The 12,037-nt window shown below is 71.3% G+C and carries 10 protein-coding genes; 9 read left to right on the forward strand and 1 reads right to left on the reverse strand.

Going from position 1 to position 12,037, the window contains the following annotated elements:
- Positions 1–157 precede the first annotated feature (157 nt).
- From phnD to phnE (LOK46_RS25130), 4 genes are read left to right on the forward strand one after another with little or no spacing between them, the layout of a single operon-like run.
- Positions 158–1,180 (forward strand): phosphate/phosphite/phosphonate ABC transporter substrate-binding protein, encoded by a 1,023-nt coding sequence (gene phnD / locus LOK46_RS25115; protein WP_091927926.1) that lies wholly within the window; start codon positions 158–160, stop codon positions 1,178–1,180.
- Positions 1,177–2,022: a phosphonate ABC transporter ATP-binding protein gene (gene phnC / locus LOK46_RS25120; protein ID WP_443192844.1), complete on the forward strand. Its 846-nt coding sequence runs from the start codon at positions 1,177–1,179 to the stop codon at positions 2,020–2,022. Before phnD ends, phnC begins: the two co-directional genes overlap by 4 nt.
- Positions 2,019–2,825, forward strand: coding sequence for a phosphonate ABC transporter, permease protein PhnE (phnE, locus tag LOK46_RS25125; RefSeq protein WP_273561075.1), 807 nt, complete (start codon positions 2,019–2,021; stop codon positions 2,823–2,825). Before phnC ends, phnE (LOK46_RS25125) begins: the two co-directional genes overlap by 4 nt.
- Entirely contained in the window at positions 2,822–3,637 is an 816-nt protein-coding gene (gene phnE / locus LOK46_RS25130; RefSeq protein ID WP_273561076.1) for a phosphonate ABC transporter, permease protein PhnE, read from the forward strand. Before phnE (LOK46_RS25125) ends, phnE (LOK46_RS25130) begins: the two co-directional genes overlap by 4 nt.
- 7 nt (positions 3,638–3,644) lie before the next feature.
- Here the strand turns inward: phnE (LOK46_RS25130) and LOK46_RS25135 are convergent, their stop codons facing one another.
- A complete protein-coding gene (locus LOK46_RS25135; protein ID WP_273561077.1) occupies positions 3,645–5,066 on the reverse strand; it encodes a M20 family metallopeptidase in 1,422 nt (473 codons plus the stop codon).
- 319 nt (positions 5,067–5,385) lie between these two features.
- On the opposite strand from LOK46_RS25135, the gene LOK46_RS25140 reads away from it, so the two are divergent.
- The 5 genes from LOK46_RS25140 to LOK46_RS25160 all read left to right on the forward strand — a co-directional run bounded on the left by LOK46_RS25140 (position 5,386) and on the right by LOK46_RS25160 (position 12,030).
- Positions 5,386–7,176, forward strand: coding sequence for a peptide ABC transporter substrate-binding protein (locus LOK46_RS25140; protein WP_273561078.1), 1,791 nt, complete (start codon positions 5,386–5,388; stop codon positions 7,174–7,176).
- Between the two features lie 16 nt (positions 7,177–7,192).
- Positions 7,193–8,152, forward strand: coding sequence for an ABC transporter permease (locus LOK46_RS25145; RefSeq protein WP_273561079.1), 960 nt, complete (start codon positions 7,193–7,195; stop codon positions 8,150–8,152).
- On the forward strand, positions 8,118–9,050 hold the full coding sequence (locus tag LOK46_RS25150) for an ABC transporter permease (protein ID WP_273561080.1): 933 nt from the start codon (positions 8,118–8,120) through the stop codon (positions 9,048–9,050). The genes LOK46_RS25145 and LOK46_RS25150 overlap by 35 nt, the downstream gene beginning before the upstream one ends.
- Before the next feature lie 383 nt (positions 9,051–9,433).
- A complete protein-coding gene (locus LOK46_RS25155) occupies positions 9,434–11,284 on the forward strand; it encodes an ABC transporter ATP-binding protein (RefSeq protein ID WP_273561081.1) in 1,851 nt (616 codons plus the stop codon).
- Between the two features lie 191 nt (positions 11,285–11,475).
- Positions 11,476–12,030: a SiaB family protein kinase gene (locus tag LOK46_RS25160; RefSeq protein ID WP_273561082.1), complete on the forward strand. Its 555-nt coding sequence runs from the start codon at positions 11,476–11,478 to the stop codon at positions 12,028–12,030.
- The last annotated feature ends 7 nt before the right edge of the window (positions 12,031–12,037 follow it).

Below are 12,037 nucleotides of genomic sequence, written 5' to 3' on the forward strand. Positions count from 1 at the left end.
CCCTGTCAGCGCGCGGCTTCCCTCAACGTCCGCTCGCTGTCGCGCCTTGCGTCTCCCGTCAGCCGGCGCCTACACCTTTGCCGGCTCAAGCTCGGCCCGGACCGGGCGGGACATGACGGCGCCGGCCCGAGGCACGGCCCCGCAGGGAGGATAGCGCGTGACGATCGCCCGATACGGCGCAGCCCTGGCGCTGCTCTGCGGCTTCGGTTCCCTGTCGCCCCTCAGGGCCGACGAGTGCCCCAACCGCGGCCAGCTCGACGACGCCTACTGCGACGCCAACAAGGACCTCGTCGCCGACGTCCCGGCCAAGACCCGCGACCCGAGCGTCATCGTCTTCGCCTACACGCCGGTGGAGGATCCCGCGGTCTACGAGAACTCGTTCAAGCCGTTCACGACCTACCTGAGCCAGTGCACCGGCAAGCGCGTCGTCTACTACCCGGTTCAGTCGAACTCGGCCGAGATCGAGGCGATGCGCTCCGGCCGGCTCACGGTGGCGGGCTTCTCGACCGGGCCCCTCGGCTTCGCGGTGAACATGGCCGGCGCGATCCCGTTCGCCGCCAAGGGCACCGAGAAGGGCGCCGAGGGCTACAACCTGATCGTCGTGGTGAAGGCGAGCAGCCCGTACAGGACGCTGGCCGACCTCAAGGGCAAGCGCGTGGCCCACACGGCGCCGTCGTCGAATTCCGGCAACCTCGCGCCCAAGGCGCTGTTCCCCGAGCAGGGGCTGAAGCCCGGCGAGGACTACAAGCTCATCTACTCGGGCGGCCACGACAAGTCGGCGCTGGGCGTCGGCACCGGCGACTACGACGCCGCCCCGGTGGCCTCGGACGTGTTCTACCGGATGGTCGCCCGCGGGACGATCAAGGGCGACGATTACCGGGTGATCTACACGAGCGAGAAGTTCCCGACCTCGGGCTTCGCGTACGCCCACGATCTGAAGCCGGAACTCGCCGAGAAGCTGAAGCAGTGCTTCTACGATTTCCGCTTCCCGCCCGACATGGTGAAGGATTTCGAGGGCGACGACCGGTTCGCGCCGATCACCTACCTCAAGGACTGGGCGATCGTCCGCAAGGTCGCGGAGGAATCGGGCACGCCGTACAACAAGGTCGCCTACGAGCGCGAGGCCGCCCGCGAGGCCGAGGCCGCCCGCAAGAAGGCCGCGGGCGCGCCCAAGCCGTGACGCAGGCCGTGACGCAGGCCGTGACGGCGGGGAGCGCGGCGCGCGCGGTGGCGGCCGGACCCGACGGCGATCCCCGCGCGGAGGATCCCCGCGCGCTGGTGATCCGCGGGCTGACCAAGGCGTACCGGGCCGGCCAGCCGGTCCTGAAGGGCATCGACCTCGTGGTGCCCGGCACCGGGCTCACGGCGATCATCGGGCCGTCCGGCACCGGCAAGAGCACCCTGATCCGCTGCATCAACCGGCTCGTCCAGCCGACCTCGGGGGAGATCCTGTTCCGCGGCGAGGACCTCGCCCGGCTCTCCGGCCCCGCCCTGCGCCGGGCGCGGCGCCGGATCGGGATGGTGTTCCAGGAGTACAATCTGGTCGAGCGCCTCTCGGTGATGGAGAACCTGCTCTGCGGCCGCCTCGGCTACGTGCCGGCCTGGCGCGCGTGGCTGCGGCGCTTCCCCGAGGCGGACATCGCCCGCGCCTTCGACCTCCTCGACGCGGTCGGCCTGTCGGGCTTCGCCACCCGCCGGGCCGACGCCCTGTCGGGCGGGCAGCGCCAGCGCGTCGGCATCGCCCGGGCGATCATGCAGGAGCCCGAGATCGTGCTCGCCGACGAGCCGACCTCGTCCCTCGACCCGAAGAGCTCCGTCGAGATCATGGAGATCCTGTCCCGGCTCGCGGCCGAGCGCGGCGTGCCGGTGGTGGTCAACATCCACAACGTGGCGCTCGCCCAGCGCTTCGCCGCGCGGATCGTCGGCATGTCGGGCGGTCACGTGGTCTATGACGGGCCGCCGGACCGGCTGAGCGAGGCCGACCTGCGCGGCATCTACGGCGGCGAGAACTGGCTCGAATGAGCGCGCCCGCCCGTCCGGCCTCCCCAGACGCCGCCGACCGCGTCGCGTTCCGGCCCAACTGGACCGCCCGCGCCGGCTGGGCGCTCCTCGCCGCCTACGCGGTCTACGCGGCGACCCAGCTCGGCTTCTCGCCCGAGCGCTTCGCCGGCGGCCTCGCCCACGGGCAGCAGTTCCTGGCCCGGATGTTCCCGCCGAACTTCTCCCGCTGGGAGCTGATCCAGTCGGGGATCGTCGAGAGCCTGCAGATCGCCGTGATCGCCACGGTGGTCGGCATCGTCATCGCCCTGCCGATCGGCTTCCTGGCGGCCCGCAACCTGATGCCGCCCTGGGTGACGTGGCCGACCCGCATCCTGATCGCGCTCTGCCGCTCGTTCCACCCGATCATCGTGGCGATCCTGTTCGTGAAGGCGATCGGCTTCGGGGCGCTCGCCGGCGTCATGGCGCTGATCGTCGCCTCGGTGGGCTTCATCGCCAAGCTGTTCGCCGAGGCGATCGAGGAGATCTCCCTGAAGCAGGTCGAGGCGGTGCGGGCGACCGGCGCCGGCTTCCTGTCGACCCTGATCATGGGCGTGCAGCCGCAGGTGCTGCCGCGCTTCATCGGCTTCGCCACCTACCAGCTCGATTCCAACCTGCGGAACTCGACCATGGTGGGCATCGTCGGCGGCGGCGGCATCGGCGCGACGCTGTTCACCGCCTACCAGCGCTTCGACTTCGACGTGGTGCTGGCGATCCTGATCGTCATCGTCGCCCTGATCATGGTGGCCGAGATCGTCTCCGGCTGGGCCCGCAAGGTGTTCCAGTGAGCGTCGCCCTCGCGTCCGCCGCCGCCGGCCCGCGCCGCTGGGAGCGCTTCCCCCTGTGGAAGCGGCTGGCGCGGCTCGCCTTCACGCTCTGCGCGGTGGCGGCCTTCGTGGCGAGCCTGCGCACCATCGAGGTGATCCCGGAATTCCTCTACGACGCCCCCGACCAGCTGGCCGACCTGTTCGGCCGGATGTGGCCGATGGATGCCGGCTATGTCGGGCCGACCCTGCGGGCGCTGGTGGAGACCCTGCACATCGCGACCCTCGGCACCCTGATCGCCATCGCGATCGCGGTGCCGATCGGGCTGATGGCGGCCCGCAACGTCACGCCCAACCGCGCGCTGAACCTGTTCGCCAAGTTCGTGTTCGTGACCTCGCGCTCGGTGAACTCCCTGGTCTGGGCGCTGCTGTTCGTGGCGGTGTTCGGCCCGGGGCCGCTGGCCGGGACCCTGGCGATCGCGCTCCGCTCCGTCGGCTTCACCGGCAAGCTGTTCGCCGAGGCGCTGGAGGAGGCCAATCGCGGCTCGATCGAGGCCCTGCAGGCCGCGGGCGCCGGGCGCCTCTCGACGCTGCTGCTCGGCTACTGGCCGCAGGTGAAGCCGGCCTTCTGGTCGATCGCGCTGTTCCGCTGGGACATCAACATCCGCGAATCCGCCGTGCTCGGGCTGGTCGGCGCGGGCGGCATCGGCGTCGCGCTCGATACCGCCCTGAACCTGCTCTACTGGGACCAGGTCGCCGTGGTGCTCGCGGCGATCTTCGGCGTCGTCATCCTGGCCGAGATCGTCGTGACGGCGCTGCGCGCCCGGACGCTCTGAGGGGGCCTCACCGCCCCAGCGACATGCCGAGCGGCGGCTCCACCTCCGGCGGCAGCGGCGAGACGTAGCCCGCCGCGCCGACCCGCCGGGCGAGGTCCGCCTTCGCGGCGTCGCGCAGCGCCGCGTCGGTCACCGCCCGGGCGCCGGTGGCGGCCATGGCCTTGGCGACCTGCACCATCGCCTTGTGGGCCGCCGGGGTCTTGCCCTGCGCCACCACCTGCCAAGTGTGGAACGGCGTGCCGATCGCCACCGTGGGCGCGTGGGCCTGGACGGTCGGCACCACCCAGCTCACGTCGCCGACATCGGTGGAACCGACCGCCGGGTTGCGCGGCGCGTCGAGGGGCACGAGGAAATCGGCGAGCGGTGCCTCGGTGCGCGGCATCCCGACGGCGCGGAACACGGCGTCGATGTCGCCGTCGGTGAGCGTCGCCCGGATCCGGCCGGCGAAGTCCCGGTCGGCCTCGTCGAAATGCGGCGGCCCGAGTTCCTCCATGACGCCGTGCAGCGCCCGCTCCAGGGGATCGTTGCCCAGCAGGTTCGACACCGCGCTGACGATCCGCACCTCGACCGCGGTCTCGGTCATCAGGGCGGCGCCCTGCGCGATCTTCTTCACCCGCTCGACCAGCGCCAGCATGCCGGGGAGGTCGCGGGCCCGGATCGAGTAGCGCACCGTCGCGCCGGCCTGGACGACGTTCGGCGCGATGCCGCCGGCGTCGAGATAGGCGTAGTGGACCCGCGCGTCGGACGGCATGTGCTCGCGCATGTAGTTCACGCCGACGCTCATCAACTCGACGGCGTCCAGCGCCGAGCGCCCGAGATGCGGTGCGGCCGCCGCGTGGGCGGTGCGGCCGGTGAAGACGAAGTCGGCCCGGGTGTTGGCGAGCGCCACCGGCGGCGCCACCTCCCAGAAGCTGCCCGGATGCCAGGAGATCGCGATGTCGGCATCCGCGAAGGCGCCGGCCCGGACCATGAACGCCTTGGCGGCGCCGCCTTCCTCCGCCGGGCAGCCGTAGTAGCGCACGCGGCCGGGGGTGCCGGTCTCGGCGAGCCAGTCCTTCAGCGCGGTGGCGGCGAGCAAGGCCGCCGAGCCGAGGAGGTTGTGGCCGCAGCCGTGGCCGTGCCCGCCCGCCTCGACCGGCCGGTGCTCGGCGACGCCCGCCTCCTGCGACAGACCCGGCAGGGCGTCGTACTCGCCGAGGAACGCGATGACCGGCCCGCCCGCGCCGGCCTCGCCCATCACGGCGGTGGGGATGCCGGCGACCGCTTCCGTGACCCGGAAGCCCTGGTGACGCAGCTCGGCGACGTGCTCGGCGCAGGAGCGGCTTTCCGTGTAGCAGACCTCCGGCATGCCCCAGACGCGCTCGGACAGGGCGATCAGCCGCTCCGACTGCGCGTCGACGTGGCGCCACACGGCGTTGCGGTTGTCCATCGTGTCGTCTCCGGGAAGGTCGCGCGTCGCGTTCGCGCCACCATAGCGGGCTCCCCGCCGTCATCGCGAGCGCAGCGAAGCGACCCAGGGTTGCGCGCCCTCGGGAAGCGCGGCGCCGCCGGATGGCTTCGCTCCGCTCGCGAAGACGGATACGGCGCGCGCCTCCGGCCGCCCGACCGCATGCAGGCCTGAGGCCATGCTGTGCGCGAAGCGAACCTTCCTCAACACGTTCCGATTGAACCGTCACTGGCCCGCCCCTTGCCAAGGGCCCCGCCGGGATGGTGCTGTGCCGCGCGTGGCGGTCAACGGGAATGCGTACATGGACGAGCGGGATCTGCGCGGCCTCATCGGGCAGGTGAAGGACGGCCGCCTGTCGCGGCGCGCCTTCGTGCAGCGGATGGTGGCTGTCGGCCTCACCGCGCCCATGGCGGGGCTCATGCTGGCCGGGAACGGGGTCGCGATGGCGGCCGATATCCGGGCCGGCTACAAGCCGACCAAGGCCGGCGGCGGCGGCGCGCTGAAGCTGCTCTGGTGGCAGGCGCCGACGCTGATCAACCCGCATTTCGCCATCGGCACCAAGGACCAGGACGCCTCGCGGATCTTCTACGAGCCGCTCGCCGCCTGGGACGCGGACGGCAACCTCGTGCCGGTTCTGGCCGCCTCGATCCCGTCCAAGGAGAACGGCGCGCTCGCCGCCGACGGCCGCTCGGTGGTCTGGACGCTGAAGCCCGGCGTGAAGTGGCACGACGGCAAGCCGCTCACCGCCGACGACCTCGTCTTCACCTGGGAATACGCCCGCGACCCCGCCACCGCGGCGGTGACGGCCGGCTCCTACAAGGATTGCAAGGTCGAGAAGGTCGACGACCTCAGCGTCCGGGTGCTGTTCGACAAGCCGACGCCCTACTGGTGCGACGCCTTCGTGGGCATCGTCGGGATGGTGCTGCCGAAGCACCTGTTCGGCCCCTACAGCGGCGCCAAGTCCCGGGACGCGCCGCAGAACCTCGCCCCCGTGGGCACCGGCCCGTACCGGTTCGTGGAGTTCCGGCCCGGCGACATCGTCCGCGGCGCGCTTAACCCCGACTACCACCTGCCGAACCGCCCGTACTTCGACACGGTCGAGATGAAGGGAGGCGGCGACGCGGTCTCGGCCGCCCGGGCCGTGCTCCAGACCGGCGAGTACGACTACGCCTGGAACATGCTGATCGAGGACGAGGTGCTCAAGCGCCTGGAGACCGGCGGCAAGGGCCGGGTCGACGTCGTCTACGGCGGCAAGCTCGAGTTCCTGCTCCTCAACGCCACCGACCCGAACGTCGAGGTCGATGGCGAGCGCGCCTCGATCACCACCAAGCACCCCGCCTTCTCCGACCCGAAGGTGTGCCAGGCGATGAACCTGCTGGTCGACCGCAAGTCGATCCAGACCTACATCTACGGCCGCACCGGCAAGCCCACCGCCAACACGGTCAACGGCCCCGACCGCTTCGTCTCGAAGAACACGAGCTTCGCCTTCGACCCGGCCAAGGCCAACGCGCTCCTCGACGAGGCCGGCTGGAAGAAGGGCTCGGACGGCATCCGCACCAAGGACGGCAAGAAGCTCAAGCTGGTTTTCCAGACCTCGATCAACGCCCCGCGCCAGAAGACCCAGGCGATCATCAAGCAGGCGGCCGCCAAGGCCGGCATCGAGATCGAGCTGAAATCGGTGACCGGCTCGGTGTTCTTCTCCTCCGACCCGGCGAACCCCGACACCTGCACGCATTTCTACGCCGACATGGAGATGTATGCCTACAGCATGACCCAGGCCGATCCGGCGATCTGGCTGCTCATGTACGCCTCCTGGGAGGTAGCCCAGAAGGCCAACAAGTGGCAGGGCCGCAACGTCGTGCGCTGGCGCAACGACGCCTACGACAAGGCCTACAACGCCGCCCAGAGCGAGCTCGACCCGGTCAAGCGGGCGGCGCTCCTCATCAAGTGCAACGACCTCGCGGTCTCCGAGAACGTGCTGCCGCTGATCCACCGCGCCGAGGTCTCGGCGGTGGGCGCGACGCTCACGGCGCCCCGCAGCGGCTGGGACAACGACCTGTCGTTCCTGCCCGACTGGTACCGGGAGGCCTGAGCGGGAGCGCGGGGCCATGGGCGCCTACATCCTGCGACGCCTCCTGATCGCGATCCCGAGCCTGCTCGGCATCAGCCTGATCCTGTTCACCGTCCTGGCGCTCGCGCCGGGCGACCCGTTCGGCGAGCTCGCCAGCAACCCGAACGTGCCCCCGGAGGTGCGGGCGGCGCTCCGCGTCAAGTTCGGCCTCGATGACCCGATCTTCACCCGCTACCTGCACTGGCTCACCGCCATGCTGCAGGGCGACTGGGGCTTCTCGTTCGCGAGCCGGGTTAACGTCGACACGCTGATCCTGCAGCGGCTGCCGACGACCCTGTTCGTGGTCGGCTCCTCCCAGGTGCTGGCACTGCTGATCGCGATCCCGGTGGGCCTTTACGCCGCGCGCCGGCCCTACTCGCTCGCCGATCAGGTCGCCAACACCCTGGCCTTCGTGGGCTTCTCGCTGCCGACCTTCTTCACCGGTCTGCTGTTCATCCTGCTGTTCTCGATCAAGCTCGGCTGGCTGCCCTTCGTCTACCAGGCGGACCTGCCGGGCTCCGGCCTGCCCTGGGTCTGGGCCAATGTCCGGCAGGCGATCATGCCGGTGGCGGTGCTGGGCTTCTTCCAGGCCGCCTCCTACACCCGGTACGTCCGCGCCTCGGCGCTGGACGTCGCCCGCCTCGACTACGTCACCACGGCCCGGGCCAAGGGTTTACCTGAGGGCACGGTGACCCGCCGGCACATCGCCCGCAACGCCCTGATCCCGGTGGTGACGCTCGTCGCCCTCCAGATCCCGGCGGTGTTCGGCGGCGCCATCGTCACCGAGCAGATCTTCCGGATCCCCGGCATCGGCTCGCTTCTGATCGACGCCATGCTGGCCAACGACACGCCGGTGGTGATGGCGGTGACCTTCGTGTTCGCCGGCCTCGTCATCCTGTTCAACCTCGTCGCGGACCTGCTCTATGGCTGGCTCGACCCTCGCATCGCCCTCCGATGAGGCGGTGCCCGTCGCCCGCGCGCCGGCCTCGCCGGGGCGGGAGACATGGCGGCGCTTCCGGCGGCACCGGCTGGCGCTCGCCAGCGTCGGCGTGCTGGCGCTCCTCGTCGCCGGCGTGGTGTTCGGCGGCCTGCTCTGGCCGGTCGCCATCGACGACATCGACTTCGCGGCCCAGCTCCAGGGCCCGTCCTGGGATCACCCGTTCGGCACCGACGATCTCGGCCAGGACCTGCTCGCCCGGATGATCTACGGCGGCCGGATCTCGCTCGCGGTCGGCTTCGCCGCCATGGCGGTGGCGAGCCTGATCGGGGTGCTGGTCGGCGCGCTCGCCGGCATGTCGCGCCGGTTCCTCGACCCGGTGCTGATGTGGCTGACCGACCTGTTCCTCTCGCTGCCGCAGCTGCCGCTGCTGCTCCTCGTGATCTACCTGTTCCGCGACAGCCTGAAGGCCGTGTTCGGCAGCCAGGGCGGCGTGTTCCTGATGATCGTCGCGGTGATCGGGGGCTTACGCTGGATGCCGGTGGCCCGGCTGGTACGGGCGCAATTCCTGAGCTTGCGCGAGAAGGAGTTCGTGGAGGCGGCCCACTCGCAGGGCGCGACCACCGGGCACCTCGTGCGCCGTCACATCCTGCCGAACGCGCTCGGTCCGGTCATTGTGGCGGCCTCGATCGAGGTCTCGTCCGCGATCATCGCGGAATCGACCCTGTCCTTCCTGGGGCTCGGCTTCCCGCCCGACATCCCGACCTGGGGGCGGCTGCTGTTCGACGCCAAGGACCACCTCGACGTCGCGCCGCACTGGGCGCTGTTCCCGGGGGGCGCGATCTTCCTGACGGTGCTGTCGATCAACTTCATCGGCGACGGCCTGCGGGATGCGCTCGATCCGCGGCGGGTTCTGTAGCGTATGCGGTGGCGCAGTTCCGAGGGCAGCCGGCCTGCCGCTTGCGCGCCCACGACCGGGGAGGGACCTGCCGATCGGCAGATCCGGTCGGGCTCTGCGGCCCCCGGATCGAGCGCGGGTCCCCTCTCCCGGGCGGGAGAGGGACAGGGTGAGGGCTTCGCGGTTTCCGGGAGAGGCGCACCCTGGCCGCGCCCCGGCGGTGTGCTGGATCCCGATACCTTTCGCCCCTCACCCCAACCCTCTCCCGCTCGGGAGAGGGGGCCCGTCGCGCCCCGTCACCGGCGCCGGTGTCCGCTGGAGATGGGCCGACGGCGTCGCGTTGGCGGACGAAGGGAAGGCACGGGGGCGCCGCGCCGAACCTCGCTGGATCAGGAGTGAAGCCCGTGACGGACCCGATCCTCTCGGTCTCCGACCTCACTGTGTCCTTCCGCTCGGACGGGCGCTGGCGCGAGGTCGTGCACGGCGTCTCCTTCGACGTGGGCCCGCGCGAGACCGTGGCCCTCGTCGGCGAATCCGGCTCCGGCAAGAGCGTCAGCGCCCTGTCGATCCTGCGCCTCCTGCCGCGGGACGCGAGCCGCATCGGCGGGCGCGTGCGCTTCGAGGGCCGCGAGCTGCTCGCCGCCCCCGAGGCCGAGATGCGGCGGGTGCGCGGCGATTCCATCGCCATGATCTTCCAGGAGCCGATGACCTCCCTGAACCCGGTCCTGACCATCGGCTTCCAGATCGCCGAGGCGCTGATCCGGCACCGGGGCCTGTCGCGGTCCGCCGCCGAGGCGGAGGCGCTCCGGCTGCTCGACAAGGTCCGGATCCCGGCCGCCCGGTCGCGCCTGCACGAGTACCCGCACCGCTTCTCGGGCGGCATGCGCCAGCGGGTGATGATCGCCATGGCGCTCGCCTGCCGGCCGAAGCTCCTGATCGCCGACGAGCCGACCACGGCCTTGGACGTCACGATCCAGGCCCAGATCCTCGACCTGATCAAGAGCCTGCAGGACGAGGAGGGCATGTCGGTCCTGTTCATCACCCACGACATGGGCGTGGTCGCCGAGATCGCCGACCGCACCGTGGTGATGTACCGGGGCCGCGCCGTGGAGGCCGGCCCGACCGCGCGGATCTTCGACGCCCCCGCCGAGCCCTACACGCGGGCGCTGCTCGCCGCGGTCCCGCGCCTCGGGACCATGGTAGGCCGCCCCCGCCCGATGCGCTTCCCAGTGGTCGACCGGGCCACGGGCCTGGCGGCGCCGACGCCCGAGACGCCCGACACCGTCAGGGCCGCCGAGCGCCCGGTGCTGGAGGTGCGCGACCTGACCACCCGGTTCGACATCCGCTCCGGACTCCTCGGTCGCGTCACCGGCCGCGTCCACGCGGTGGAGCGGGTCTCGTTCAGCCTCGCGGCCGGCGAGACCCTGGCGCTCGTCGGCGAGTCCGGCTGCGGCAAGTCCACCACCGGCCGCGCGATCCTGCGCCTCGTCGAGCCGCTGTCGGGCTCGGTCCTGCTCGACGGCGAGGACATCACCGGCCTCGCCCCGACGGCCCTGCGCGCCCGCCGCCAGCGCATGCAGATGATCTTCCAGGACCCGTTCGCCAGCCTCGACCCGCGCCTGAGCGTCGGCGCGGCGGTGGCGGAGCCGCTGCTGATCAACCGCCTCGCGCCGCCCCGGGAGGCGCGGCGGCGGGCGGAGGACCTGCTGGCCCGGGTCGGGCTTCCCCCCGAGACCGCCGGGCGCTTCCCGCACGAGTTCTCCGGCGGCCAGCGCCAGCGCATCTGCATCGCCCGGGCGCTCGCCCTGAACCCCCGCCTGATCGTCGCCGACGAGGCGGTCTCGGCCCTCGACGTCTCGGTGAAGGCGCAGGTCGTGAACCTGATGCTCGATCTCCAGGCGGAGTTCGGCCTCGCCTACCTGTTCATCTCGCACGACATGGCGGTGGTCGAGCGGGTGAGCCACCGGGTGGCGGTGATGTATCTCGGCGAGATCGTGGAGATCGGCCCGCGCGCGGCGATCTTCGGCGACCCGCAGCACCCCTACACGAAGAAGCTGCTGGCGGCCGTGCCGGTCCCGGATCCGGCCCGGCGCGGCGAGCGGCACGCCCTGCCGGACGACGAGATCCGCAGCCCGATCCGCGCGCCCGACTACGTGGCGCCCGAGCGGCTCTACCGGGAGGTCGCGCCCGGCCACGTCGTGCAGGACTGGGGCGCCGACTGGGACGCGGGCGCCCGCCGGGGCGCGGCCGCCTGAGGCCGGGGCCCGGAAGCTCACCCGCGCGGCCGGCGACGGGATCGAGCGTAAAGCTTGCGATCGTGCTCAATATACGAGCAATCTTGCTCAGAAACCGGTCAGTACCGGTAAGAAAGCTTTGATCGTTCCCGCCTTAATGTGGCCGCCACACGCGCGGTGTGTTGCCGCGATGAAGCGGTCGAGAGGCTTCCTTGCGCGCGAGCGATTTCAGATCCTTCCACGAGGCGTCGAAGCGCAGCGGCGTGATCCTGTCGTTCGGCGGAGATCTGTCGGAGAACATCCTGTTCTCGCTCGGCGAAGTGCTGAAGCTGCGCATGCGGCACGAGGAGACCGACGCCGCGGTCGCCAAGCGCGTCTTCTCGATCTTCGTCGAGCAGGCCCAGAACGTGATCCGCTACTCGGCCGACAAGGTCGCGCCCGCCGAGCCGCCGGGCCCCGCCCGGGTCAGCGCCGGCATGATCGCGGTCGGCACCGAGGAGGGCCGGTTCTTCGTGGTCTGCGGCAACGAGGTCGGCAAGACCGAGGTCCCGCGGCTGCGCGAGCGGCTCGACGAGATCGCCACCCTGTCGAGCGACGAGCTCAAGAAGGTCTACCGCGAGAAGCTGCGCCAGCCGCCGGACGAGGTCAGTCTCGGCGGGAGCATCGGATTGATCGAGATCGCACGCCGGTCGAGCGCCCCTGTCGAGTACGACTTCCAGGATCTGGGCGCGGAGCGCAGCCTGTTCTGCCTCAAAGCCTTCATCTGAGGATCGC

Source organism: Methylobacterium sp. NMS14P, from assembly GCF_028583545.1.
Taxonomy (GTDB): Bacteria; Pseudomonadota; Alphaproteobacteria; order Rhizobiales; family Beijerinckiaceae; genus Methylobacterium.